Below are 25592 nucleotides of genomic sequence, written 5' to 3'. Positions count from 1 at the left end.
TGGAAATGTAGCGAGGATTTAAAGGAGGAAAAAATATGAGGATATTGCATATGAATGCAGGAGCAGAAGATGGTGGAGGAAAAACACATATTATTTCACTGCTCGATCAGTTTCCGGATGGTGAAGTAGAATTAGCTGTATTTGAAGATGGAATTGTTGCGAAAGAAGCAAGAGAGCTAGGAATAAAAGTTCATGTGTTTTCACAAAAATCTCGCTATGATTTATCCATTTTAAAGAACATAAGTGAATTCATTAATAAAGAAAAATTTGATGTAGTTCATACACACGGTCCTAGGGCGAATTTCTTTGTTTCTCTAATGAAGAAGAAATTCGCGGCAAAATGGGTAACGACAATTCATAGTGATCCATTTCAAGACTTTACTAAACAAGGCTTAAAAGGCTGGATTTTTACTAAGTTAAATTTGAAAGCTTTAAAAAATATAGATTTATTTTTTGTTGTAACGAATAGGTTGAAAAAAAGCTTAGCCGCATTAGGTATTTCAAATGAAAAGATGCATGTTATTTATAACGGGATTGAATATGATCGGGAAAAAGCAGATGGCTATAATAAAAAGGAAATGTTTAATATTGATGAAGATGTGTTTACGGCAATCCAAGTAGCACGTCTGCATCCTGTTAAAGGACATGAAGTTTTATTCGATGCGTTACAACAAACAAAATTGGAGAAAATTAAAGTGTTATTAGTTGGTAACGGACCGTTAGAAGGAGAACTAAAGGCGTTAGCTACTGAAAAAGGGATTAATGATAAAGTTGAATTTTTAGGGCATCGTCAAGATGTGAAACAATTATTTGCTTCATCACATGTCAATTTGTTAACTTCCCATAGCGAAGGATTTCCATTAGTTTTATTAGAAGCGGCAAATCAACGTGTACCATCAATTGTGACTAGATCAGGAGAAATCGAACCGTTAATTGCAGATGAAACTTATGGGTGGATTGTACCAACTGGTGATGGAAAAGCATTGGCATCGGCATTAGAAGAGGCGTATGATAAGTGGAAAACTGGAGAGTTATCAGTAATGGGCAAGCATATTTATGAGCATGCTACTATGAACTTCTCACTTCAAAAATTATATGAAGATACGAAAGAAACATATAAGCAATTAATAGCAAAAAACCTTTAATGATAGAGAGGATAGTTAAATATGGCAGTACAAACGGTTGATATTCTAGGTGTTCCTTTCTCTACAATGACAATGGATGAAACGATCCAACATTTAAAGAAGCAACTAGAATTAGAGCAAGCTCATACTTTTCAGGTGGTAACAGCAAATCCTGAAATTGTTATGTGCGCAAAAAAGGATGAAAAATTCCATAAAACATTATTAAATACAGATTTAATTACACCTGATGGTATTGGGGTTGTAAAAGCAAGTGGTATGCTTGGTACACCTTTAAAAGAGCGGGTAGCGGGATTTGATTTAATGAGCAATTTATTTGCAAAGTTATCAGAAGAGAATAAATCAGTATCTGTTTTCTTATTAGGTGCAAAACCACATGTTGTACAAGCCGCGGCTAATCATTTAACGAAGACATATTCGGCTGCATCTATCGTGGGTACACAAGATGGATATTTTAAACAAGAAGAAGAAGAGAATATTGTTTCACGTATTCAAGAGGCAAAACCAGACCTATTACTTGTTGCACTTGGCTTCCCAAGGCAAGAAAACTTTATCCAAAACAATAAGCATCGTTTAGAAACGAAAATCGCTGTTGGAGTAGGCGGTAGTTTAGATGTGTGGGCTGGAGAGGTAAAGCGTGCGCCAAAATGGATACAAGCTGTTCATTTAGAGTGGTTTTACAGATTATGTAGTAATCCAACACGCTGGCGTCGTCAGTTAGTACTAGCCGAGTTTTTAAAAGAAGTAATGCGTTCAAAAAGGTAGCGGAACATCGCTACCTTTTTTTTAGTTGTTTATTTTTGATAAAGTGAAACTTTAATCAGTGGGGGGGTTCATCCCACACTGATTATCAGCCCTCACCAATCGGGATAAACATTTTACTTTTTGGGAATGATGAAGGAGAATTTTTTATACGAAAGTATTTTACTTATACAATACACACATGTAAAATGATGTGTAAAGACACCTGTGTAAGGAGGACTTCTTGTGAGCAAGGTAAAAGAAATTTCGAAGCGAAAGCTACTTGGTATAGCTGGGCTTGGCTGGCTATTTGACGCAATGGATGTTGGAATGCTTTCATTTGTAATGGTGGCATTGCAAAAAGAGTGGGGATTAAGTACTCAAGAGATGGGTTGGATAGGTAGTGTTAACTCAATTGGTATGGCTGTAGGGGCGCTCGTTTTTGGGATACTATCAGATAAAATAGGACGGAAATCGGTCTTTATTATTACATTATTACTATTTTCTATTGGTAGTGGCTTAACAGCTTTAACGACGACACTCGCGATGTTCCTCGTTTTACGCTTTTTAATTGGTATGGGACTTGGCGGGGAACTTCCAGTTGCATCTACTCTTGTATCAGAGAGTGTTGAAGCGCACGAACGTGGGAAAATAGTTGTACTATTAGAAAGCTTTTGGGCTGGTGGTTGGTTAATCGCAGCTCTTATCTCATATTTTGTTATTCCTAAATACGGTTGGGAAGTTGCGATGGTATTAAGTGCAGTTCCAGCGTTATATGCTTTATATTTAAGATGGAATTTACCCGATTCTCCAAGGTTCCAAAAGGTTGAAAAAAGGCCATCTGTTATTGAAAATATAAAATCGGTTTGGTCTGGAGAATATCGTAAAGCAACAATTATGTTATGGATTCTATGGTTTTGTGTTGTCTTTTCCTATTATGGAATGTTCCTTTGGTTACCTAGTGTAATGGTACTGAAAGGCTTTAGTTTAATAAAAAGTTTTCAGTACGTACTCATTATGATTTTAGCTCAACTTCCAGGATATTTCACAGCTGCATGGTTTATTGAACGTCTTGGTCGTAAATTTGTATTGGTTACGTATTTAATTGGTACAGCATGTAGTGCTTATGTGTTCGGAATTGCGGATTCATTAACAGCATTAATAGTGGCGGGTATGTTACTATCCTTCTTTAATTTAGGTGCTTGGGGTGCATTATACGCTTATACACCGGAACAGTATCCAACAACTATTCGCGGTACAGGTGCAGGAATGGCAGCGGCATTTGGACGTATTGGTGGTATTCTTGGACCACTATTAGTAGGGTATTTAGTTGCTTCACAAGCTTCACTATCGCTAATATTTACGATTTTCTGTGGATCAATTTTAATTGGGGCACTTGCTGTAGTTATACTTGGTCAAGAAACGAAACAGAGGGAATTAGTATAAAGTGAAACTTTAATCAGTGGGTGTTTTGTCCATCAATGACTGATTATTAGCCCGCACCAATCGGGATAAAAGAAAAGGGAAACCAAGGTGGTTTCCTTTTTTCTGTTTTTTTAGATAAATAATGGTATAGTAAGAAAAAGGGATTGTTTCTTACTAAAGCGAATGTATACAACAAGACATATGGACAAAGGAATTAGGTGGCTGGATAAATGAAGATCTTACTTATCATGGAAGAGACAGAAGAGCGAAGAAAATTAGTTGAGAACTTTACTGAAAACATTCGAAATGTAGAATGTTTTGAAGCGGAAACTGGAACAGAATCTTTGCTAATAATGAAAAAACATACACCTGATTTTGTTTTTTTAAATTCGCAATTAATGGATGGTACTGGTTTTGAATATTCGAGTTTGTTACGAGAAGTGAATTGTTATACGAAATTTATTTTTATTGGTGAGGATATAGAAGAGGCAATTACGGCTTTTCGTTTCCAAGCGTTTTATTATTTATTACGACCATTTCGTGAAGAAGATTTACAATTCATTTTATATAAAATGGGAAAAGAACAAGGTGAGAAAGCAAAGAGTCATCTGCGTAAACTGCCGATAGAAGGCCATGAAGGGATTAGATATATTTTCCCGGAGGATATTGTATATGTAAGTAAAAATAAGGAAAACAAAACCGTTTCAATTTATACAACGAATAATCAATATATTTCAACATACACACTCCAGGAATTAGAAAATAAACTAAATGCATATGATTTTTTACGTGTACATAAAAGCTATTTAATTAATATGTCATATGTACAAGAACTTAAACCTTATTATAATGGCACGTATAATTTGCATTTAGACAGGTACGATGAGCAACCGATTCCAGTAAGCCGGAATTATGTAAAACGACTTCGAAATAAAATTGAACTGTGACAAGTAATGAGAGAATTTTAACATGATAATCTAAAAATCCTTCATGATAAGGAGGATTTAAGTAAAGTATTCAGAAAATTTAGTACAATCTCCACTAAGAAGTAGTAATGGGGGGATTGTATGTGAAAACATTGAAGTCAATTTTACTTTGGGGAGTTATTGCAGCGCTAGGAGCATCTGCTTTTGGTGTAATAGCGTTATCGCAAGGTGAGACAATTAATGCTGTATGGCTATTAGTTGCTGCTGTATCAGTGTATGCGATTGCGTATCGCTTTTATAGTAGATTTATAGCGAGGAAAGTTTTTGGCCTAGATAATAATAGACAAACACCTGCTCATACGTTAAATGATGGCAAGGATTATGTTCCGACAAATAAATGGGTTTTATTCGGACATCACTTTGCAGCGATTGCAGGGGCAGGTCCTTTAGTGGGACCGATTTTGGCGGCGCAGATGGGGTATTTACCTGGGACAATTTGGATTATTGTTGGGGTAGTTATTGCTGGAGCTGTACAGGATTTTGTAATTTTATTTGCTTCAATGAGACGTAATGGTAAATCATTAGGAGAAATGATTAAAGATGAGATTGGTCCTGTTACAGGATTAATTGCAATGATTGGTATTTTAGGTATTATGATCATTTTATTAGCGGTATTAGCTTTAGTAGTTGTGAAGGCGCTTGTTGGAAGCCCATGGGGAATGTTTACAATCGCAGCAACGATTCCAATTGCTATTTTAATGGGAGTTTACATGCGTTACATTAGGCCAGGGCGAGTAGGAGAAGGATCAGTAATCGGTATTGTTCTACTAATCTTATCTCTTATTGGAGGACAATATGTGGCGGAAAATCCGACACTTGCAAGTATGTTTACTTTTAGTGGTGAGACAATTGCTATTATGCTTATCGTATATGGATTTATTGCATCGGCATTACCGGTTTGGATGCTTCTTGCGCCACGTGATTATTTAAGTACATTTTTAAAAATAGGGACGATACTTGGGTTAGCAATCGGTATTTTAGTTGTAGCACCAGATTTAAAAATGCCAGCAGTTTCACAATTTATCGATGGGACAGGTCCTGTTTTCTCCGGTAACTTATTCCCGTTCTTATTTATTACAATAGCTTGTGGTGCTGTGTCAGGATTCCACGCTCTCGTTTCATCAGGCACGACGCCGAAAATGATTGAGGAAGAAGGCCACGCAAAGCCAATCGGTTATGGAGCAATGTTAATGGAATCGTTTGTAGCAGCGATGGCAATGATTGCGGCTTGTGTATTAACACCAGGAACTTATTTTGCAATTAATAGTCCTGCAGCACTTATCGGTACGGATGTATCGCAGGCAGCTCAAGTTATTTCTTCATGGGGATTTGCTATTACACCGAATGAATTAAAAGATCTTGCTGTTAATGTCGGAGAACAGACCATTTTATCACGTACAGGTGGTGCACCAACATTAGCAATTGGTATGGCGTATATATTTTCGCAAGTAATGGGCGGAACGGCGATGATGGCATTTTGGTACCATTTTGCTATTCTTTTTGAAGCACTATTTATTTTAACAACGATTGATGCGGGAACACGCGTAGGGCGATTTATGATTCAAGACATTTTAGGTCATGTATATAAGCCGTTTGCGAAAACAGATTCAACATTAGCAAATGTGATAGCTACAACACTATGTGTACTAGGATGGGGGTATTTCTTATACCAAGGGGTAATAGATCCGCTTGGTGGAATTAATACATTATGGCCACTTTTCGGTATTGCAAACCAAATGTTAGCAGGTATTGCATTATTACTTGGAACGACAATCTTGTTCAAAATGGGAAAAAAGGCATACGTTTGGGTAACACTTATTCCAACTGTCGGATTGCTTATTGTAACAATGACAGCAGGTTATCAAAAGCTATTTCATGAAAATCCCAAAATAGGATTTCTATCACATGCGAAAGTATTCCAGGGAGCATTAGATGATGGGAAGGTATTAGCTCCGGCTAAAAATATTACACAAATGAAACAAATTATTTTGAATGACTATATTGATGCGGCGCTTTGTGGAATTTTTATGATAGTTGTAATTGCTGTATTAATTTCTGCACTTCGAATTTGGATTCAAGTATTAAGAAATAAGCCGATGCCGTTAAAAGAGGCACCATATATTCCAAGAGATGAAAGTGAGTCGAGGAACTATGCTTAAAATTTTACGGAACGTATGGGGAAAGAGAAGGCAATTTATTAGTTTACTTGTCGGAGTTCCAAGTTATGAAACGTATGTAAATCACATGAAAGTACATCATCCAGAAGAGAAAATTCTATGTCAAAAGCAATTTTTTGCTGAGGCACAAGAAGCTAGATTTAATGCAAAAGGCGGAAAGATATCGCGATGTTGTTAATGGAGGGGACGAAATTTCGTCTCCTTTTTTATTTTGCTTTTTGCTGTTCCACGTGGAACAATAAAATAAAAAAGTTTGGGAATTATAGGTATTTCGTAATACAATAACATATAGAAAGGGATAGATGGAAAAGAAAAAGTAGGGAGATTATTTTATGTTTAGAGATCTATTTGTAAATATGACAATCATTCTGTCCTTTATCTTTGTAGGTGCTCAGATTTTAAGAGATAAGCCCTTAAAAGAAGGATTCTCTTTTTGGCAGAAATGTTTGGTCGGTATTTTAACTGGAATATTAAGTATATTATTGATGCATTTTGGTGTGCATATTGAAGATAGTATGTTGGATTTACGTTATTTAGCTGTTGTTTTGGCGATTATAGTTGGTGGTCCAATAGCTAGTAGTATAACAGTTATGATCATTTTAATAACACGGGTATTTTTTACTGAGTATTCTTTAGCCTCTGAATTGGCCTGCTATACTATCGTGGCAATAGGGATTGGCATTACTCTCATTTGGCGGATGAAGATTTCTATATTTACAAAATGGATATGGTTTAATGTGTACAGTTTGTCTATTTTAATACTACCAATTTATATTTTATTTAAGGATATATATGTAGTGGTATTATATTTAGTTTGTTGTATTGTAGCGGCATACATTACATTTGTAAGTGCAAGTTACGTATTGCAATCTAATGAATTATTTCAAACGATGAAGCATTATGCAACGATAGATGCATTAACGAATCTAGGAAATGTAAGACAGTTTGATTTCGAGATGAATCGTCATATTGGTAGCAAGCATATGAAAAATGATTCACTTTGTTTATTACTTATCGATATTGATCACTTTAAGTATGTAAATGATACGTATGGTCATCCTGCTGGAGATGAAGTGTTAAAACAACTAGGGCGTATTTTGTTAGAGAATGCACCATTCCCAAATCTAGTCTTTCGAAAGGGTGGCGAAGAGTTTGCTCTGTTGTTACCAAAAAAGAGAGTAGCATTTGGAACTCGTATAGGGGAACAAATTCGACTAGCTGTTGAAAAGCATTCATTCCAACTGCAAAATGGGAAAAAAATTAAAATTACAGTTTCTGTGGGGCTTTCAGAGTATAAAAAATCACCTGAGCAATTTATTCAATCAGCGGATGATGCGTTATATTATTCAAAAAGAAATGGTAGAAACAAGGTTAGTTCAGCATCATAGGAATTCGAGGAGTACTTTAAAACATTTCTGCAAAGTAATTAAACCCACAGAACAATAAATGTTCTGTGGGTTTTAATCTATTTTTAAATGTATTAATAAAAAGCTTTATGTTAGACAAGTTCTTTCGGTGCAACGAATTTACGGTATGCACCGTGATGTGTTGGTCCTACATATTCGTTAATCTTAAATGAATGACGAATTGCAGCTGTGATGAATTTTTTCGCAGTTTGTACTGCTTCTTTCACCGTTTTTCCTTTTGCAAGTTCTGCTGTAATTGCAGCAGAATATGTACAACCTGCACCGTGTGTATTTGTCGTATCGATCTTTTCTGATTCTAGAAGATCGAATGTTTCTCCGTCATATAATACATCAATAGCGGTTTCTGTGCCTAGTTTGCTACCACCTTTAATCAGTACGTATTTAGCACCTAAAGCGTGGATTTTTTTTGCAGCTTCTTTCATGTCCTCAAGAGAATTAATTTTCACACCACTTAATTGATATGCTTCAAATAGGTTTGGCGTTACAACTAATGCTTTTGGAACAAGAACGTCACGTAAGCAATCATTTGTTTCAGGATGTAATGCTTCGTCTGCTCCTTTACATACCATAACAGGATCAACTACTACATTTTCGAAATTGTGCTTTTCAATTGTTTCCGCAACCATTTCGATAATTTCTACTGATCCAAGCATACCCGTTTTTAAAGCATCTACGCCAACGCCTTCAATTGTTGTTTCTAATTGTGGTTTTAATGTAGAAGCCGCAATTGGGAATACGTTATGTGCCCAACCGTTATGTGGGTCCATTGTTACGATTGTTGTAAGAGATGTCATTCCATATACGCCAAGTTCTTGGAATGTTTTTAGATCTGCTTGTATACCAGCACCGCCACTTGTGTCAGAACCAGCGATTGTAAGTGCCTTATTTAATGTCATTATGAAAGCCCCCTCAAGTGATATAATGAAAACTATGTTTTCACCATTATATCAATGTTACGAATAAGTACAAAGTGAAAAGTAGATGATTTATGTTAAGTACTATTTAAAATCTTGTATGTAGGAGACGAATTATGTTTCAAGAGAATCGTACAAATGAATTAGTTATATTAAAAGAGATTGCAGAAACGTTGAATACCTCAAATGATACATATCACGTACTTCAAGCTGTGCTGGAAAAGCTATTGAATGTAACTGGTTTAACGACAGGATGGATTTTCCTTGCGGATGAAAATGGTAGGTATACGAAATTAATTGATTACCAATTACCAGAGGGATTGAGATTCGAAAATAAACGACCGATGTGTGAAGGGAATTGCTGGTGCCTACACAGCTTTGTGGAAGGTAAATTAGAGCGAGCAGTTAATATTATTGAATGTAAGAGAATTAATAATGCAATTGAATACAACTGGGGAGATACAGAAGGGATTGTACATCATGCGACAGTACCGCTCAAAGCGGGTGGAGACGAATTTGGCGTATTAAATGTAGCTAGCCCAGGTAAAACGCATTTTTCTGAAGAAGAATTAGTACTATTACAATCAGTTGCCTTTCAAATTGGAACGGCATTAAAGCGTACAAAACTGTATGAAAATGAAAAGAGAAGAGCTTATTATTATGTAAAGCTAGAACGCTTTATTCAAGCTTTAAGGACAATTCATAAATTTAATGCATTACCAGAAGAGATTGTAAAGCAAATAGGGAGCTTATTTCTATGGGAGCAAGTTGCATTCTTTATTAGAGAAGAAAATGAACTAGCTGTGAGAGCTTCTTATAAGAAGGGTGAACTACAAGATGATCTGAGGGCAGCAGCACAGGAAGCGTTGGAAAAAGAAGAGTCTGTCTTGTTGAAGCGTCAGGTTGGTAATATAGAGCATCCCAATAGGGCAGTTATCGCTATTCCGATACATATTCAAGATCATATATTTGGAGTAGTAAGTGTAAGTTCTAATAATGGAGAATTTGATATAAATACGATAGATGTAGTACAAGCGTTAGCAAATCATATTTCATTAATGATAGAGAACTTAAGATTAAATGAAAAACGCCGCGAACTTGTACGAATGGAAGAGCGTAATCGTTTAGCTAGAGATTTACATGATTCTGTTTCACAAAAGTTGTTTTCATTAACGTTTATGACGAAAGGCGCTGAAGCTGTCTTAAAGGGGCAAAATGAAAAGGTAGATCAGTCTTTGTATGAGATGCGTGAATTAGCACAAGGTGCCTTAAAAGAAATGAGGACATTAATTTGGCAGCTCCGTCCGGCTGGATTAGAGAAAGGGTTATTACCAGCTTTAAAGCAATATGGTGAAAGTTTAGGGTTGAAAATTCGGGAACAAGTTACAGGTGTGCGTGATTTGCCGCGCGTAGTAGAAGAAGCGCTATGGCGAATTGGACAAGAAGCTTTAAATAACGTAAGTAAGCATGCGAATGTAGGAGAAGCGACGATTTATTTCAAAGTGACGGAGAAAAATGTATCATTAGAAATAGTTGATCAAGGAAATGGGTTTGTAGAAAAGGATATAAAAGAGAAGAAATCACTCGGTATGACTACGATGCGTGAAAGAGTAGAATTAGTTGGTGGAACAATTAAAATTGTAAGTAGAAAGAAACGGACGAGTATAAAAGTAAATGTACCATTATGATGTGAAAATGAGGGAAGTTTGTGAAAATAAAAGTATTGTTAGTTGATGATCATACAGTTGTTTTAAAAGGATTGGCATTTTTTCTAAGCACACAGGAAGATTTTGAATTAGTTGGGGAAGCAAACAATGGGAAAGAAGCGTTGGTGAAAGTAGGCGAAACGAGTCCAGATGTCGTATTAATGGATTTATATATGCCTGAGATGGATGGAATTGAGGCAACAGCTTGTATCAAAAAAGAATATCCAAACGTGAAAGTAATTGTATTAACTAGTTTTTCTGATCAAGCTCATGTATTGCCGGCACTAAAAGCTGGGGCGAGCGGTTATATTTTAAAAGATATAGAACCAGATCAGCTTGTTGAAGCTATTCGAAGCGCGTATAAAGGTAATATTCAATTACATCCAGATATAGCAAATGCCCTTCTTTCTCAAACTTTACCACAGGAAGAAAAAGAAGAAGAACCTTCCGTTCAAGTGGATGTGTTAACAGCGAGAGAAAATGAAGTATTGCAGCTATTGGCGAAAGGGATGAGTAATAAAGAAATCGCTTCTGTTTTAGTTATTACAGAAAAAACGGTAAAAGCTCATATGAGTAGTATTTTGAGTAAGTTACATTTATCCGATCGCACACAAGCAGCATTATATGCAGTGAAAAATGGAATTGTATAAGACAAAAGTCGTAAGACCTAGTTCGCCTTTAGAAGGTGGACTTTTTTTATGGAAAAATACGTCTATGTGAGGACGTAATTGTCTTGATATAAAGATAGAATATATTTGTAAGCAACAACAATTACAAGGGAGTACCCTTTTTCGTAAGTGATATATAACAACATAAGAGTGAGTAGTAGGAGGAAAAACAATGGCAACAGTTTTATTTGTAAAAGCAAACAACCGCCCAGCGGAACAAGCAGTTAGTGTGAAATTATACGAGGCATTTTTAGCAAACTATAAAGAAGCACATCCAAATGATACAGTAGTAGAACTTGATTTATATAAAGAAGAATTACCATATGTAGGCGTAGATATGATTAATGGTACATTCAAAGCAAGTAGAGGATTTGATTTAACAGAAGAAGAAGCAAAAGTGGTAGCAGTTGCTGATAAGTATTTAAATCAATTCTTAGAAGCTGATAAAGTAGTTTTCGGTTTCCCATTATGGAACTTAACGATTCCGGCCGTATTACACACGTATATTGATTATTTAAACCGTGCTGGTAAAACGTTTAAATATACACCAGAAGGTCCAGTTGGGCTTATTGGAGATAAGAAGATTGCGTTATTAAATGCACGCGGCGGCGTATATTCTGAAGGACCAGCAGCTGAAATGGAAATGGCTGTAAAATACGTAGCAAGCATGATGGGCTTCTTCGGCGCAACAAACATGGAAACAGTAGTTATCGAAGGACATAACCAATTCCCAGATAAAGCAGAAGAAATCATTGCAGCAGGTCTTGAAGAAGCGGCTAAAGTAGCAAGTAAATTTTAATTAAAAACATAATCGTTACTCGAAAAAACAGCATTAACATGTAAATGTTAATGCTGTTTTTTTTATATTAATTTGTAGTTTTGTTATGTTTAGGAAGCGGAAATGCATTGCCAATTGCCGCAGCCCCGAGCATCGGTAATAATAAATTGAGCGGGAAAAACATGAGTAATAGTAATGTTATAGCTATTGGTTTTCTTAATGCATAGCTTGAAATAGCTGTTGTGACGATGGCTACAGAAGATATTGGATCTATAGGCAGAATAGAAGCTATAGCGTATCCGATACTTGATCCAGCAAATATAATGGGGAAAATATGTCCGCCGCGCCAACCCGTATTTAAACAAATGGCAGTAATACATAATTTTAAAACCCCTGAAAGAAGTAGTACCCAGAAGGATAAATGGCTCCATTCAACGACTAAATCTTTTAATTGATGTTCCCCTGAAAATAACGTGTACGGAAGAAAAGTTCCAGTAACCCCGAGTAAAATACCACCTATAATTCCAAGTGATACTTTGTATTCCCTGAAGGGATGGATTAATTTCTCTAATACGAATTCTAATTTGAAATAAAAGAAACCAACTATAGCACCAATGCTAGCAAGTGGTAGAAAGGCGATCCATTCGTTAAGAGCAAGAGACCCTTCCCCGAAATCAACAATAAAGGATCCACGATTATCGAGTTTACTAAGTAATAAGTAAACGGAAAAACCGGCAAAAGTGGTAGCTAAATATACAATTGCTTTTTTTCCTTTCGAAAATTCATTAATTTGTTCACCCTCATTTTCATTTGGAGCTAAGTAACCGAATAATGGTGCATTAAAAATGACACTTAAAGTAGCACCAATTCCAACCTCTGTTAGTTCATTCATTCCCTTTAAAGCAAATTTAAAGCGATCTCCTACCCATGTACAAAGTCCACCGATAATTCCAACAAGTGCAGCTTCTGGTCCTAAACTAGCTCCAAATATTAAAACGATAATCGCAGTTAAAGTAGCTTTATGTACAAAACTGTATTCAATTCTACCTGTTTTTTTATATTCAGCCATCACTTCCGGCATAAGACGTGGATATGTACCGAAGTATTTTTGTGTTAAACCAACGAGGATACCACCGATGATTGTTACACAAATGGTGTAATAAGGAGGAGAAGAGAAAATAGTAGGTAAGTATCCCCAAATAAAGTGAATTCCGATATTTATTGTAACTAAAAATAACCAGACTGTAGCTCCTACTATAGAGCCTAAAAGAATGCCATATAGGACGAGTATATAGTGCATGCCCTTTTTATTTGTCATGTTGTACCTCCGTTATGTAAGTTTTAATGTAGAAAGGATTAAATATGCTAGTGTGAAATGAATTGAATATATATAGTATCTTTTTGAGGGGTTGGCTTATTCAATATATTAGGGTCTCATAAAAATTTGAAACCAACGCGGTTAAACCACTTATTTAATTCTATATATTGATCGGAGTTTTTAAAAGGTCTTTTTCAAATGAGTATGGAATATATTTCTTTTATTGTTTAAATTAAATTCCTTACAATTAATTTAGAACATTCAGAAAAACTATTTGACATTAGGAAATTATTGCTATAAAATCAACGGTAATTGCATAGTCTTATCAAGAAAAGGTGGAGGGACAGGCCCGATGAAACCTTGGCAACAGCCGTTAACGGAATTGTGCCAAATCCTGCAGGTAATAATCCTGAGAGATAAGAAAGAGCCTTAGAGCGTGTCTTCAAACTGCTCCTTTCTTGTTTTCAGGAAAGGAGCAGTTTTTTATTTTGCATTAAAAGAAAGGAGAATGAGAGATGGGAGAATCATGGGGGAAAGGAACGATTTGTGTGCAAGGTGGCTATACGCCAAAAAATGGTGAGCCGCGTGTTTTGCCACTTTATCAAAGTACAACGTATAAATACGATACGTCAGATGATTTAGCAGCACTATTTAATTTAGAGGCAGAAGGATATATATATACGCGTATTGGAAATCCTACTCTAGCTGCATTTGAGCAGAAGTTATCAGATTTAGAAGGCGGTGTAGGGGCTGTTGCAACAGCTTCTGGGCAGGCAGCTATTATGCTTGCAGTTTTAAATATTTGCAGTAGTGGAGACCATTTACTTTGTTCTTCAACTGTTTACGGAGGAACGTTTAATTTATTCGGGGTGAGTTTGCGTAAGCTTGGCATCGATGTTACGTTCTTTAATCCTAATTTAACGGCAGATGAAATTGCGGCACTTGCTAATGATAAGACAAAACTCGTTTATGCAGAATCGTTAGGAAATCCAGCAATGAACGTTTTGAATTTCAAAGAACTTTCAGCGGCAGCAAAAGAATTAGAAGTACCTTTTATCGTTGATAATACATTGGCGACGCCTTATTTATGCCAGGCATTTGAATATGGGGCAAATATCATTGTCCATTCCACAACGAAGTATATTGATGGCCATGCAAGTTCTCTAGGCGGCATTGTAATAGACGGAGGGAACTTCGATTGGACAAGTGGAAAATACCCTGAGCTTGTCGAACCTGATCCGAGTTATCAAGGTGTAAGCTATGTTCAAAATTTTGGAGCAGCAGCGTATATTGTGAAGGCACGAGTTCAGTTATTAAGAGACTACGGAAACTGTATGAGCCCATTCAATGCATATATTAGCAACATTGGCCTGGAAACATTGCATTTACGAATGGAGCGTCATAGTGAAAATGCTCTCGAAGTTGCTAAGTGGCTTGCTAATCATGATCGCATTGAATGGGTGAATTATCCAGGGTTAGATAGTAATGAAAATTACTCGTTAGCACAAAAGTATTTGAAAAAAGGTGCTAGTGGAGTTTTAACATTTGGTATTAAGGGCGGATTAGAAGCAGCAAAAGAATTTATCGCAAATGTAAAACTTGCAACTCTTGTAACACATGTAGCTGATGCAAGAACTTGTGTAATACATCCTGCTAGTACGACGCACAGACAATTAAGCGCAGAAAATCAGCGTTTAGCTGGCGTTACATCTGATTTAATCCGTTTATCGGTCGGTATAGAAGATGTTTCTGATATTATTGCAGATTTAGAAGCGGCGCTAGTCGGAGGCAAACAACATGCCGATCATAATTGATAAAGATTTACCAGCTCGCAAAGTATTGCAGAAGGAAAATATTTTTGTAATGACGAAGGAGCGAGCAGCAACACAAGATATACGCGCTTTGAAAATTGCTATATTAAATTTAATGCCTACAAAACAAGAAACAGAGGCGCAATTACTTCGTTTAATTGGAAATACACCGTTGCAATTAGATGTTCATTTACTTCATATGGAATCGCATCTGTCTCGCAATGTAGCGCAGGACCATTTAATGAGCTTCTATAAAACATTCCGTGATATTGAGAATGAAAAATTTGATGGACTCATTATTACAGGAGCACCAGTTGAAACTCTTTCTTTTGAAGAAGTAGATTATTGGGAAGAGCTTGAACGTATTATGGAGTATTCAAAAACGAATGTAACATCTACGCTTCATATTTGCTGGGGGGCACAAGCAGGTTTGTATTATCACTATGGTGTGCCGAAGTATCCTCTTGCTGAAAAAATGTTTGGTGTATTTGAACATGAGGTTCGCGAGCAACATGTGAAATTGTTACAAGGGTTTGATGACGTGTTTTTTGCTCCGCATTCTCGTCATACAGAAGTACGAGAGAACGATATTGAAAAAGTGAAAGAATTAACGTTATTAGCCAATTCTGAAGAAGCGGGTGTTCATCTTGTTATTGGGCAAGAGGGAAGGCAAGTTTTCGCACTCGGACACAGTGAATATAGTTGTGATACGTTAAAGCAAGAATACGAACGGGACCGCCAAAAAGGGTTAAATATTGATGTGCCAAAAAATTATTTTAAACATAATAATCCAGATGAGAAGCCACTTGTTAGGTGGAAGAGTCATGGGAATTTATTATTCTCTAATTGGCTGAATTATTACGTGTATCAAGAAACCCCTTATATATTGTAAATAATGATTGTGTAACACGTGGTAGCGTTTTATTTGTAAAGATTAACCCTTATTTTTCCGAATGTTCAAAATACATTGTTTTTCAGATTTTTTGTCTATATAATGGCATCTAAACACAATTTTTGAGGGGTGGACAGTATTATGAAAGAAATTCAAGTGGGCTTATTAGGTCTTGGGACAGTTGGTAGTGGTGTAGTTCGTATTATTACAGATCATCAAGAACGACTTATACATCAAGTCGGTTGTCCGGTGAAAGTAACGAAAGTGTTGGTGCAAAATATTGAGAAAGAGAGAGAGGTAGAGGTACCTTCTACTCTATTAACACAAGATGTGAATGAAATTTTAGATAATCCTAATATTGATGTTGTCATCGAAGTAATGGGCGGCATTGATGATGCGAAAGCATATATTTTACAAGCTTTAAAAGGAGGGAAGCACGTTGTGACTGCAAATAAAGATTTAATGGCACTGCACGGAGCGGAACTCTTAGCGGTGGCAAAAGATAACAAGGCTGATTTATTTTATGAAGCAAGTGTAGCTGGAGGGATTCCAATTTTACGAAGCATCGTAGAAGGACTTTCTTCAGATCTTATTACGAAAGTAATGGGAATTGTAAATGGAACGACAAATTTTATTTTGACGAAAATGTCAGACGAAGGGAGAGCATATAACGACGTGTTAAAAGAAGCTCAGCAGCTTGGATTTGCAGAAGCAGATCCAACATCAGACGTAGAAGGTTTAGATGCAGCAAGAAAAATGACGATTTTGGCTACTCTCGGTTTCTCTACAAATGTAGAGCTTGGAGATGTGAAGGTAAAAGGAATTACTTCTATTACAGCAGAAGATATTGAATATAGTAAGAGCTTAGGCTATACAATTAAATTAATTGGTCTTGCAAAGCGAGATGGCGAGAAATTAGAGGTTACAGTTGAGCCAACTTTACTTCCAAATACACACCCTCTTGCGGCAGTGCAAAATGAATATAATGCTGTCTATGTGTATGGTGAAGCAGTAGGAGAAACGATGTTTTATGGTCCGGGAGCAGGAAGCTTACCGACAGCGACAGCTGTTGTTTCTGACCTAGTTGCTGTAATGCAAAATATTAGGTTAGGCGTAACAGGAAAGAGTGCTGTAGTCCCGCAATATCAAAAGGTACTAAAAGAGCCAGATGAAATTATTGTGAAAAAGTTTTTAAGACTTCATGTGAAAGACGAAATTGGTGTATTTGCAAAAATTACATCATTGTTCTCTGAACGCGGTGTTAGTTTTGAAAAGATTATTCAAATGCCACTTGAAGAGAAAGGGAAAGCAGAAATCGTAATTGTAACGCATCGTGCTTCTCTTGCGGATTATGAGTACATTCTACATACATTGCAATCGTATGAAGAAATAGATTGTGTGAAAGCAAATTATCGAATTGAAGGAGATGCTAAGTAGTATCTTTTCTAATTAAAACGAAAAACCCTATTAAGCGGTTTGCTTAATAGGGTTTTTTCTATTTAAAATCTGCGTACCAACTTGAATAAAAGCTTGAATAATCCAACCTGTTGTAAAGGATAAGATAATTGTTCCAAAATAGATTGGTCCATCTAACAAGAAGCTTAATGTTAAAAATAAAAAAGCTAATGAAATTTCTGTTCTTCTAAATGTCCATTTCTTTTTCTCAGCAACCGTTAAAACAAAAGCCTCTTGAGGTGCTGCGCAAAGGTTTGTAGAAACGTAAAGACCAATTCCAGCTCCGACGAATAGATTTCCGCAAATAAGTGTTATATATTTTGGAAGAGAGCGGATAGCGTCCATAATAGTTGTAATGGAACCAATCCAATCAACAAAAAGAGAAATAAGAATCATTGTGACAATTGTGCCGATTGTAATTTGTTTTTTGTCCCAAAAGAGTACGATTAGGGTAAAAACAAGGTTAATCATGAAAATCCAAAAACCAATACTTATCCCAAAATTTTGATATAGTGCAATAAAGAAGGAATCATAAGGGCTAAGTCCAAAGGAAGTAATTGTCGTCATCATATTAATACCGATGGAGAGAATGAGTAAACCGCCAATGAAAAATATATATTCTAGTTTGAATCGAAGCATAGTTGTATATCCTTTCAAAATGTATTTGCTAGGAAAGGATATATTGTGGAAAGCTTACCAGGTCAAGTGAGAATTTTTGAGGGGAAAGGGAGAATGAGATGACGAATATAAGAAAGATTGCTGAACTTGCTGGGGTATCTGTTTCAACTGTTTCGCGTGTACTCAATAATCATCCGTACGTGAATGAACAGAAACGAAAAGAGATTTTAGCGATTATAGAAGAATTAAATTATACGCAAAATGTGAATGCGATTCATTTAGTGAAAGGAAAGACGAATGTAATTGGCGTTTTATTGCCGCACGTAAATGATCAATATTACAGTGCCATTATTGGAGGGATATCAAAGGAAACCGCAAAGAACAATTATAATATGATGCTTTGCCAGACAAATTATAGCGAAGAAAAAGAGCTTGAAATTTTACATATGTTAAAAATGAAAAAGCTTGATGGAGTCATTATATGTTCACGGGCAAATAGTAAGGAAAAACTTGAAGAGTATACGAAGTTTGGTCCAATTGTGATGTGTGAAGAAATAGATTCGAATTTCATTTCGAGTGTACATATTGATTACTACAAAGTATTTTTGCGCGGGATGAAAAGCTTAATAGATGCTGGTCATACACGTATCGGATATTGCATTGGAAGAAGTAATAGTATTAATAGCCAAAGGCGAAAAAAGGCGTATGAGGATTCACTTCAACAGATTGTTGTAACACCTTTAGATGCCTGGAAGTTTAAAGGCTGTTTTACGGTGGAAGATGGGCGTAATGTAGTCAGGGAATGGGCTAGTATGTCTGTAAAACCGACGGCGTTTCTTGTATCTTGCAATCATATTGCTGCAGGAATGGTAACGGAGGCGAAAAAACAAGGAATTCGTATCCCGGAGGATATTACGATTATCGGATGTGATGATCAAGAAGTGGCAAATATATTAGGTATTACGACGATTTCGCATTCTAGTAAAAATGTTGGTGTAAAGGCATTTGAATTATTATATGAAAAGATTAATGATGAGGAAATAGATGTGAAACATGTAGAGTTATTACCAAATTTGGTAGATAGGGAAACGACATAATCGAGAAGGTATGAAAATCGCTTTTCGAAAATTCGTTTGGTATAATTATGGACAATCTATAGGGGCTAAAAGGGGTTTTGATATGAGATCAAAATTAGTAAAAGTAATTCTACTCATTACAATTGCATCTTTCTGTTTATTTGCATATGGCTTTGTTTCGGGTGTGAATGATGTATTAAATCCGAAAGCTTCAAAATTAATTACGAAGACTGACGTAGTGGAAAAAGGGAAAAAGAAAACGGGAACGTTACAAATAGTTAGTTTAGGTGATTCATTAACGCGCGGCGTTGGTGATAAAGAAGGAATTGGCTATATTGGACGAATGAAAGAGGATTTACAAAAAGATTATAAACAAAAAGTTGCACTAACCAATTTGGCAGTTAGTGGCGCAAAAATGCCGGATTTATTAAAACAACTAGAGGGTAGCGGAGCTCAATATTCAATTAAGCAAGCAGATGTAATTGTTTTAACAATTGGAGGAAATGATTTATTCCCAGGATGGGAATCGCTCGGAAAAATAGATTTAGAGACATATCGTCCTGATACGGAAACATTTCAAAATGAGGCAAAGAAAATTATAGAAGAAATTCGTAAATTAAATACAGATAGCCCTATTTTTTGGCTAGGTTTATACAATCCTTTTGAGGATGTGGAAGATTTAAGAGGTTCATCAAATATTGTTGTTGATTGGAATGCTTCTTTAGAGAAGTTAGCATTAAATGATAAAAATGTATATATTACACCGACATTTGATTTATTCCAAAATCGCGGAAAAGATTTATTATACTCCGATCATTTTCATCCGAATGAAGTAGGCTACACATATATGGCAGAGCGATTAGTCCAAAACGTCGTAAGTAAACTAAAACTAGAACAAGGAGGGATAAAATGACGATGATACTTTCCGTACGAGACGTGAAGAAGGTAATTGGAAAGAAGACACTTGTAGAAGACATTTCATTTGATGTAGAACAAGGAGAAGTATTCGGCTTCTTAGGGCCGAACGGAGCCGGGAAAACGACAACAATTCGAATGTTAGTCGGACTGATTAAAGCGACAGAAGGTACTATTTCTATTGGTGGTTATTCTATTAAGGAAAATTTCAGAGAAGCGATGCGTCAAATTGGAAGTATCGTTGAAAACCCAGAGCTTTATACATATTTAACGGGATGGGAAAACTTAAAGCAATTTGCGCGCATGCTTGGTGATATATCAGATGAACGTATTATTGAAATTGCAAAAATGGTTCATTTAGATGAGCGTATTCACGATAAGGTAAAAACATATTCCCTTGGTATGAAGCAGCGCCTTGGAATTGCACAGGCGCTACTTGGAAACCCGAAATTGCTCATATTAGATGAACCGACGAATGGTTTAGATCCAGCTGGGATTAGAGAACTTAGGGAATTTATACATAAGCTTGTAAAAGAAGAAAATATGAGTGTATTTATTTCGAGTCACTTATTAAGTGAAGTGCAACTGATATGTGACCGTGTTGCTATTATCCATAAAGGAAAAATGATAACAGTTGCACCTATTGAAGATTTGATCAAAACAGCGAGTGATCGTGTGGAATGGGTCGTTACACCGATTTCCAAAGCGAAAGACATGTTAGACGCTGCTGAAGAGGTAGAGGAAGTTAGTATAGAAGATGAGCGGTTACTATGTCGTATGGATGTTGCGTCTATTAATGTTTGGAATAAGCACTTTGTAGAAAACGAGATAGATGTACATAGCGTCAAAGAGCTTGTATTTACGCTAGAAGATTTATTTATTGAACTCACAAGGGGTGAGCAACATGCGTGAATTTGCGAATCTAGTTTTAAATGAATCAGAAAAGATTTATCGTAAGAAACGGATTGTTGTTGTCATGCTTATTTTAGCAATCTTGATTCCGCTTTTTGTGTATGCTCAGTATCGTGAAATAGAAACAACGCAAAAAAGGCTTGGTACGACCGATTGGAAAGTATCATTACAGCAACAAATTGTTGATTCACAAAACCGCTTGAACAATTCTAGATTGCCAGAAGAATGGCGTGATTGGTTAAAAGTAAGAGTGGAACAGCAACAATATTATTTAGATCATAATATTAATCCGACTGCGCCAGGGGCACCAACATTTGTGAGGGCATTTATTGAACAAGGAATAACGTTATTTATTCCATTGCTCGTTATGATTGTCGCCATTGATATTGTTTCAGGAGAACGAAGCGATGGTACGATGAAAATGCTTCTGACGAGGCCAATTCGGCGCTGGAAAATACTCCTTAGTAAATATGTGACGATGTTATTTTTCATTTCGCTCATATTGCTTCTTGTAGGTTTGTTTGCTTACGCATTATCAGGGCTTGTATTTGGATACTCTGGATGGAATTTACCTGTTTTAACTGGATTTGTTACTGATAAGGAAACATTAAATACGAACTTTGTTCATCTTATCCCGCAGTGGCAATACATTTTAATGGCGTACGGACTAGCTTGGTTTGTTGCCATTGTGGTTGGAACTATATCATTTATGGTTTCTGTTTTAATTCGAAATACACCAGCTGGAATGGGCGTTATGTTAGCTGCGTTAATCGCAGGCGGCATTTTAAGTTCATTCGCAACGTCTTGGGAAGGTGCGAAATACATTTTTAGTGTCAACTTATCGTTAACGGATTATTTATCAGGAAAACTGCCTGCATTGCAAGGATTATCAATGGGATTTTCTTTAATGAATTTAACGGTTTGGGCAGTAGTATCTCTTATCATTTCATTTTTAGTATTTACAAGGCAGGATATGGTGAATTAATTGGATAGGAAGTGAAGGCATGGAAAACATTTTGCAGAATGATTGGGGACCATTACTGGGGCCAGAATTTGAGAAAGAATACTATCAAGCTTTAGCTAACTTTTTAAAAGAAGAGTATGAGGAGCATGTGATTTATCCAAAGAAAGAAGATATTTTTAACGCTCTTCAGTATACAAGTTATGAAAATACAAAGGTCGTTATTTTAGGACAAGACCCATATCATGGACCGAATCAAGCACATGGTTTAAGTTTTTCGGTACAACCGGGTATTAAAACGCCGCCATCTTTGTTAAATATGTATAAAGAACTGCGAGATGAATACGGTTATGAAATTCCGAATAACGGTTATTTAGTAAAATGGGCGGAGCAAGGAGTCTTATTATTAAACGCTGTATTGACGGTTCGTCAAGCTGAAGCAAATTCTCATAAAGGAAAAGGATGGGAGCATTTCACAGATCGCGCGATTGAGCTATTAAATGAACGTGAAAAGCCAGTTATTTTCATATTATGGGGACGCCATGCTCAAGCGAAGAAAAAGTTAATTACGAATACGAATCATCATATTATCGAGTCCGTACATCCAAGCCCATTATCAGCAAGACGTGGTTTCTTTGGAAGTAAGCCGTACTCTAAAGTAAATGAGATTTTATCTAACATGGATGAAAAAGAAATCGATTGGCAAATTTCGAATATATAAACGCAAAAAAGGTAGCTAACAATTGTTAACTACCTTTTTACTATTACTGTTCATTTTTTAGTTTTGCATCTAGTACAAAAGTACCAAATGGGATAACTGATGCAACAAGTGCACCAAGTGCCCATAAAATTGTTTTACGGTGTACGATTGTTACTTGAATTACCGCAAAGATGAATAGTACGAATAAAACGCCATGAGCCATACCTGTAATTTTAACAGCTGTTGCAAACCCTGCAAAATATTTTAACGGCATTGCTACAAATAATAGTAATAGGAAAGAAATACCCTCAACTAAGCCGATTGCTCTTAATCGTCCGATTGGTGTAGATAACATGAAATAGCCTCCTTTAACGTATGCTTGTATATAGTAAATTTGTATTCTTTTTCAAAATAAAATAGTCTATTTTGTTTCATTATATACAAAAAGAAACTTTACACTACGAGAATAGTGCAAAGTTCAAAATATAGTCACAAAAGCAATGCAATTTAAATAAAAACCTATTTGAAGTATTTGACTTCAAATAGGTTTTATGAATGAAAATATTAAACAAGCGCTTCGCTTTTTAGTACAAATTTCTCTACAACTTTAGCAACACCATCGTTCATATTTGTATCTGTTACATAGTTTGCAATTTCTTTAATATCATCTGGTGCATTGCCCATCGCAACGCCAAGACCGGCAAATTCAATCATCGCTTGATCGTTATAGCTATCGCCCATTGCGATAACTTCTTCGCGTTTAATACCAAGTTTTTGGATTAATTGGTTTAAGCTCGTTCCTTTTGTAACACCATGTTCAGTAAATTCTAAGAAGAATGGTTTAGAGCGCATAACGCTTAATTGACCTGCTAGCTGTTTTTGTAGTTTCTTTTCTACTTCAACAAGGCGTTCAGCTTCTTTATTCATTAATACTTTTACTACAGGCTCTTTAACAGCAGTTTTAAAATCATCTACTTCAATAATCGGCATACCAGTAATTTCGCCCTCAATTTTAGTATAAGGATTATTTTCTTCTGTTACGATATCATCGCCAATATAAGTATGAATCCATACATCTTCAGTTTTACTAATTTCAAATAGGTTGTGAACGATTTCAGGAGATAGCGTGCTACTGAAGATTTCTTCATTTGTTTTACAGTTAATAATTTTTGCACCGTTAAAAGATAGAATGAAGCTACCGTATTCTTCTAAACGAAGTTCTTTTGCAACATTGCGCATACCAAACGTTGGGCGCCCAGAAGCAAGTACAACTTTAACTCCTTGCTCTTGTGCGGTCATTAAAGCCTCTTTCGTACGAGGTGAAATTGTATGGTCATCGCGTAATAAAGTATCATCTAAATCTAAAACAATCATTTTATAAGTCATATAGAAAATTCCTTTCTTTGTTGGAATAGAAATAAATTTTTATGAAGATAGTGGGGAATATATAGTAAGACATCGAACCTCTTTATGTGAAATTAGGAGAAGTTCTGCATTGTTAGTATAAATTATCATGAGCGTGTTGCCCATGACAATCTATCATTATCGTAACAACTCTAAAGGTAGAGTGCAATAATGGAAGTTTTCCAATTTACGATAGTTGTTTTTCGTTTGAACGAGAAAATAGTATTTCCAGCAAGATAGCCATGACAGATCCAAGAACGAGACCGTTACTCAAAAAGGATGCTAGAAATGGTGGTAACGTAGAAAACGCTCCTGCTGGAATGAACATAACTCCAACTCCTGTAAAAATTGAAAGACCTGCTACTTTAAATAATCGTTCTTTATTTTGCACAGTGTCGTATTCACGAAAAGCGAGACCAATCATGCTTGCGAATACAGGATAAATAGCAGCATACCCAACTGCAACGGGGATTGCCGCAAAGAATGAAGTAATCTTTGGGAATATACTAACAAGAATGATAAAGCTTGACCCTAACATAAATGGAAGGCGTTTATAAATATTTGTTGTTGCGATAAATCCTGCTGATCCAGAAATGGCAACAGGACCAATGGCTGAAAACAGACCGCCTAGTAATTGATTTATTCCTGTTATAATGCCAGCTTGTTTGAAGCGATCTGGAGCAGAATCTTCTTCATACTTTGAAACAACCTTTTGTACAACGCGAATACTTGCTAACATATTTGTTAGAAGTAATAGTGTGACGAAAACTACCGTAATTGCCATGTTCCATTCAATGCGGGGCATTCCGAAAACAAATAGAGATGGAAGACGAATTATATCTGTCACAGGTGTTACTGGATTAGATAATCCGAAGCACGCGAATAATATCCAGCCGCAGACGATACTGAAAAGAACGGAATATTGTCCAATAATAGGTAGCTTCATAATTAAAAAAGATAGTAAAATAACAATGAGTGAAAGAATAAATACCTTTGGCTGTACTTCTGTATGTTGTCCATCAAGGCCAAACATGCCTTTTAAGAAGGAGCCACTCAGTTGTGCGACAAGAAGGAATAAATACGTTCCAATTACTGTAGGTGTAAAGTAGCGAACTAGTTTATCGATAAGTCCAAAAACACTAAGAATAATACAAATAATTCCGCTTAGTAGGAAAGCGTACTGAAGGACCTTAAGTGTTTCATTGCTTGATCCAAATAATACGACACCTAAACTTGCATACAGGGAGAAAATTCCCCACCAAAGGCCTGCGGGACCTTCTTGAATAGGAAGTTTATGACCGAATATAGCTTGCAGTAGGCCGGCAAAACCGAGAACAAATAATGTCCTTTGTACAAACGCGATAGCTTCAGCGCCGTCGAGGCCGTAACTAGTTGCGACACTAATTGGTACAATAAGACTTCCAGCTAAAATAAATAGTGCCCATTGTAAGGCAGAAAGAAATAGCTTCATTATATCAACCTCTTTCATAGATTCCATTTCTAGTATATAGGTATTTCATTTCCTTTGGCAAAGATTGTAGATAGAGAAAAGAGTTGAAATATAAT

Annotated in this window: 24 protein-coding genes and 1 riboswitch; of the genes, 18 read left to right on the top strand and 6 right to left on the bottom strand. The window is 36.1% G+C overall.

The window, feature by feature from the left end; all coding sequences use genetic code 11:
• The first annotated feature begins 35 nt into the window (after positions 1–35).
• The 7 genes from MKX77_RS26295 to MKX77_RS26265 all read left to right on the top strand — a co-directional run bounded on the left by MKX77_RS26295 (position 36) and on the right by MKX77_RS26265 (position 7859).
• Positions 36–1145 carry a glycosyltransferase family 4 protein gene (locus MKX77_RS26295; protein ID WP_341308212.1) on the top strand — a complete coding sequence of 370 codons (1110 nt, stop codon included), beginning with the start codon at positions 36–38 and terminating at the stop codon, positions 1143–1145.
• Between the two features lie 21 nt (positions 1146–1166).
• Positions 1167–1907 carry a WecB/TagA/CpsF family glycosyltransferase gene (locus MKX77_RS26290; protein WP_215554875.1) on the top strand — a complete coding sequence of 247 codons (741 nt, stop codon included), beginning with the start codon at positions 1167–1169 and terminating at the stop codon, positions 1905–1907.
• 222 nt (positions 1908–2129) lie between these two features.
• Positions 2130–3329 carry an MFS transporter gene (locus MKX77_RS26285; RefSeq protein WP_341308211.1) on the top strand — a complete coding sequence of 400 codons (1200 nt, stop codon included), beginning with the start codon at positions 2130–2132 and terminating at the stop codon, positions 3327–3329.
• A 209-nt stretch (positions 3330–3538) separates the two neighbouring features.
• Entirely contained in the window at positions 3539–4255 is a 717-nt protein-coding gene (locus MKX77_RS26280; RefSeq protein WP_105586754.1) for a LytR/AlgR family response regulator transcription factor, read from the top strand.
• Positions 4256–4377: 122 nt separating this feature from the next.
• Positions 4378–6453, top strand: a complete 2076-nt coding sequence (gene cstA / locus MKX77_RS26275; RefSeq protein ID WP_341308210.1) for a carbon starvation protein CstA — start codon at positions 4378–4380, stop codon at positions 6451–6453.
• Positions 6446–6649 (top strand): YbdD/YjiX family protein, encoded by a 204-nt coding sequence (locus tag MKX77_RS26270; protein ID WP_341308209.1) that lies wholly within the window; start codon positions 6446–6448, stop codon positions 6647–6649. The genes cstA and MKX77_RS26270 overlap by 8 nt, the downstream gene beginning before the upstream one ends.
• Before the next feature lie 154 nt (positions 6650–6803).
• On the top strand, positions 6804–7859 hold the full coding sequence (locus tag MKX77_RS26265) for a diguanylate cyclase (RefSeq protein WP_215554870.1): 1056 nt from the start codon (positions 6804–6806) through the stop codon (positions 7857–7859).
• 110 nt (positions 7860–7969) lie between these two features.
• Here the strand turns inward: MKX77_RS26265 and pdxK are convergent, their stop codons facing one another.
• Positions 7970–8794, bottom strand: a complete 825-nt coding sequence (pdxK, locus tag MKX77_RS26260) for a pyridoxine/pyridoxal/pyridoxamine kinase (RefSeq protein ID WP_341308208.1) — start codon at positions 8792–8794, stop codon at positions 7970–7972.
• Positions 8795–8928: 134 nt separating this feature from the next.
• On the opposite strand from pdxK, the gene MKX77_RS26255 reads away from it, so the two are divergent.
• From MKX77_RS26255 to MKX77_RS26245, 3 genes are all read left to right on the top strand, one after another.
• Positions 8929–10500 (top strand): GAF domain-containing sensor histidine kinase, encoded by a 1572-nt coding sequence (locus MKX77_RS26255; RefSeq protein ID WP_341308207.1) that lies wholly within the window; start codon positions 8929–8931, stop codon positions 10498–10500.
• 20 nt (positions 10501–10520) lie between these two features.
• Positions 10521–11168, top strand: coding sequence for a response regulator (locus tag MKX77_RS26250; protein WP_002016393.1), 648 nt, complete (start codon positions 10521–10523; stop codon positions 11166–11168).
• Positions 11169–11358: 190 nt separating this feature from the next.
• Entirely contained in the window at positions 11359–11985 is a 627-nt protein-coding gene (locus MKX77_RS26245) for an FMN-dependent NADH-azoreductase (protein ID WP_341308206.1), read from the top strand.
• 67 nt (positions 11986–12052) lie between these two features.
• Here the strand turns inward: MKX77_RS26245 and MKX77_RS26240 are convergent, their stop codons facing one another.
• Complete coding sequence (locus MKX77_RS26240) at positions 12053–13282, bottom strand: chloride channel protein (RefSeq protein WP_341308205.1); 1230 nt, start codon at positions 13280–13282, stop codon at positions 12053–12055.
• Positions 13283–13601: 319 nt separating this feature from the next.
• Positions 13602–13705, top strand: a riboswitch (SAM riboswitch).
• A gap of 92 nt (positions 13706–13797) precedes the next feature.
• On the opposite strand from MKX77_RS26240, the gene MKX77_RS26235 reads away from it, so the two are divergent.
• The 3 genes from MKX77_RS26235 (at position 13798) to MKX77_RS26225 (ending at position 17422) form a co-directional block, all read left to right on the top strand.
• Positions 13798–15096 carry a bifunctional O-acetylhomoserine aminocarboxypropyltransferase/cysteine synthase gene (locus MKX77_RS26235; RefSeq protein ID WP_341308204.1) on the top strand — a complete coding sequence of 433 codons (1299 nt, stop codon included), beginning with the start codon at positions 13798–13800 and terminating at the stop codon, positions 15094–15096.
• Positions 15080–15985 (top strand): homoserine O-acetyltransferase MetA, encoded by a 906-nt coding sequence (gene metA / locus MKX77_RS26230; protein WP_341308203.1) that lies wholly within the window; start codon positions 15080–15082, stop codon positions 15983–15985. The genes MKX77_RS26235 and metA overlap by 17 nt, the downstream gene beginning before the upstream one ends.
• Positions 15986–16126: 141 nt before the next feature.
• Positions 16127–17422, top strand: coding sequence for a homoserine dehydrogenase (locus tag MKX77_RS26225; RefSeq protein ID WP_341308202.1), 1296 nt, complete (start codon positions 16127–16129; stop codon positions 17420–17422).
• A gap of 30 nt (positions 17423–17452) precedes the next feature.
• Here MKX77_RS26225 and MKX77_RS26220 read toward each other — a convergent pair whose 3' ends face one another.
• Entirely contained in the window at positions 17453–18079 is a 627-nt protein-coding gene (locus MKX77_RS26220; protein WP_341308201.1) for a YczE/YyaS/YitT family protein, read from the bottom strand.
• 98 nt (positions 18080–18177) lie between these two features.
• On the opposite strand from MKX77_RS26220, the gene MKX77_RS26215 reads away from it, so the two are divergent.
• Genes MKX77_RS26215 through MKX77_RS26195 form a run of 5 tightly spaced genes read left to right on the top strand, consistent with a single transcriptional unit; the run spans position 18178 to position 22643 of the window.
• Complete coding sequence (locus MKX77_RS26215) at positions 18178–19155, top strand: LacI family DNA-binding transcriptional regulator (protein ID WP_341308200.1); 978 nt, start codon at positions 18178–18180, stop codon at positions 19153–19155.
• A 10-nt stretch (positions 19156–19165) separates the two neighbouring features.
• Positions 19166–20047, top strand: coding sequence for an SGNH/GDSL hydrolase family protein (locus tag MKX77_RS26210; RefSeq protein WP_341308199.1), 882 nt, complete (start codon positions 19166–19168; stop codon positions 20045–20047).
• The gene (locus MKX77_RS26205; protein ID WP_341308198.1) at positions 20044–20961 is read left to right on the top strand and encodes an ABC transporter ATP-binding protein; all 918 of its coding nucleotides are present in this window, start codon (positions 20044–20046) and stop codon (positions 20959–20961) included. Before MKX77_RS26210 ends, MKX77_RS26205 begins: the two co-directional genes overlap by 4 nt.
• Entirely contained in the window at positions 20954–21946 is a 993-nt protein-coding gene (locus MKX77_RS26200; protein ID WP_341308197.1) for an ABC transporter permease, read from the top strand. Before MKX77_RS26205 ends, MKX77_RS26200 begins: the two co-directional genes overlap by 8 nt.
• 19 nt (positions 21947–21965) lie before the next feature.
• Positions 21966–22643 (top strand): uracil-DNA glycosylase, encoded by a 678-nt coding sequence (locus tag MKX77_RS26195; protein WP_341308196.1) that lies wholly within the window; start codon positions 21966–21968, stop codon positions 22641–22643.
• Positions 22644–22686: 43 nt separating this feature from the next.
• Here MKX77_RS26195 and MKX77_RS26190 read toward each other — a convergent pair whose 3' ends face one another.
• The 3 genes from MKX77_RS26190 to MKX77_RS26180 all read right to left on the bottom strand — a co-directional run bounded on the left by MKX77_RS26190 (position 22687) and on the right by MKX77_RS26180 (position 25497).
• Positions 22687–22977 (bottom strand): DUF3817 domain-containing protein, encoded by a 291-nt coding sequence (locus MKX77_RS26190; RefSeq protein ID WP_002113131.1) that lies wholly within the window; start codon positions 22975–22977, stop codon positions 22687–22689.
• A 209-nt stretch (positions 22978–23186) separates the two neighbouring features.
• Positions 23187–24008: a Cof-type HAD-IIB family hydrolase gene (locus MKX77_RS26185; protein WP_215554856.1), complete on the bottom strand. Its 822-nt coding sequence runs from the start codon at positions 24006–24008 to the stop codon at positions 23187–23189.
• A 205-nt stretch (positions 24009–24213) separates the two neighbouring features.
• Positions 24214–25497 carry a purine/pyrimidine permease gene (locus tag MKX77_RS26180; RefSeq protein ID WP_341308195.1) on the bottom strand — a complete coding sequence of 428 codons (1284 nt, stop codon included), beginning with the start codon at positions 25495–25497 and terminating at the stop codon, positions 24214–24216.
• Positions 25498–25592: the final 95 nt, after the last annotated feature.

Source organism: Bacillus sp. FSL R9-9410 (assembly GCF_038050385.1).
In the GTDB taxonomy this organism is placed as follows: domain Bacteria; phylum Bacillota; class Bacilli; order Bacillales; family Bacillaceae_G; genus Bacillus_A; species Bacillus_A cereus_U.
Note: the sequence above shows the minus strand (reverse complement) of the source record. Positions and strands in the feature narration are given on the sequence as shown.

What these genes read in the sequence shown, in the direction of transcription:
- MKX77_RS26195 (WP_341308196.1), top strand. Translation starts at nt 21,966, where the DNA reads ATGGAAAACATTTTGCAGAATGATTGGGGACCATTACTGGGGCCAGAA.
- MKX77_RS26215 (WP_341308200.1), top strand. Translation starts at nt 18,178, where the DNA reads ATGACGAATATAAGAAAGATTGCTGAACTTGCTGGGGTATCTGTTTCA.
- MKX77_RS26200 (WP_341308197.1), top strand. Translation starts at nt 20,954, where the DNA reads ATGCGTGAATTTGCGAATCTAGTTTTAAATGAATCAGAAAAGATTTAT.
- MKX77_RS26290 (WP_215554875.1), top strand. Translation starts at nt 1,167, where the DNA reads ATGGCAGTACAAACGGTTGATATTCTAGGTGTTCCTTTCTCTACAATG.
- MKX77_RS26265 (WP_215554870.1), top strand. Translation starts at nt 6,804, where the DNA reads ATGTTTAGAGATCTATTTGTAAATATGACAATCATTCTGTCCTTTATC.
- MKX77_RS26220 (WP_341308201.1), bottom strand. Translation starts at nt 18,079, where the DNA reads ATGCTTCGATTCAAACTAGAATATATATTTTTCATTGGCGGTTTACTC.
- MKX77_RS26180 (WP_341308195.1), bottom strand. Translation starts at nt 25,497, where the DNA reads ATGAAGCTATTTCTTTCTGCCTTACAATGGGCACTATTTATTTTAGCT.
- MKX77_RS26295 (WP_341308212.1), top strand. Translation starts at nt 36, where the DNA reads ATGAGGATATTGCATATGAATGCAGGAGCAGAAGATGGTGGAGGAAAA.
- MKX77_RS26280 (WP_105586754.1), top strand. Translation starts at nt 3,539, where the DNA reads ATGAAGATCTTACTTATCATGGAAGAGACAGAAGAGCGAAGAAAATTA.
- MKX77_RS26185 (WP_215554856.1), bottom strand. Translation starts at nt 24,008, where the DNA reads ATGACTTATAAAATGATTGTTTTAGATTTAGATGATACTTTATTACGC.
- pdxK (WP_341308208.1), bottom strand. Translation starts at nt 8,794, where the DNA reads ATGACATTAAATAAGGCACTTACAATCGCTGGTTCTGACACAAGTGGC.
- MKX77_RS26235 (WP_341308204.1), top strand. Translation starts at nt 13,798, where the DNA reads ATGGGAGAATCATGGGGGAAAGGAACGATTTGTGTGCAAGGTGGCTAT.
- metA (WP_341308203.1), top strand. Translation starts at nt 15,080, where the DNA reads ATGCCGATCATAATTGATAAAGATTTACCAGCTCGCAAAGTATTGCAG.
- MKX77_RS26210 (WP_341308199.1), top strand. Translation starts at nt 19,166, where the DNA reads ATGAAAATCGCTTTTCGAAAATTCGTTTGGTATAATTATGGACAATCT.
- MKX77_RS26245 (WP_341308206.1), top strand. Translation starts at nt 11,359, where the DNA reads ATGGCAACAGTTTTATTTGTAAAAGCAAACAACCGCCCAGCGGAACAA.
- MKX77_RS26270 (WP_341308209.1), top strand. Translation starts at nt 6,446, where the DNA reads ATGCTTAAAATTTTACGGAACGTATGGGGAAAGAGAAGGCAATTTATT.
- MKX77_RS26240 (WP_341308205.1), bottom strand. Translation starts at nt 13,282, where the DNA reads ATGACAAATAAAAAGGGCATGCACTATATACTCGTCCTATATGGCATT.
- MKX77_RS26205 (WP_341308198.1), top strand. Translation starts at nt 20,044, where the DNA reads ATGACGATGATACTTTCCGTACGAGACGTGAAGAAGGTAATTGGAAAG.
- MKX77_RS26225 (WP_341308202.1), top strand. Translation starts at nt 16,127, where the DNA reads ATGAAAGAAATTCAAGTGGGCTTATTAGGTCTTGGGACAGTTGGTAGT.
- MKX77_RS26190 (WP_002113131.1), bottom strand. Translation starts at nt 22,977, where the DNA reads ATGTTATCTACACCAATCGGACGATTAAGAGCAATCGGCTTAGTTGAG.
- MKX77_RS26255 (WP_341308207.1), top strand. Translation starts at nt 8,929, where the DNA reads ATGTTTCAAGAGAATCGTACAAATGAATTAGTTATATTAAAAGAGATT.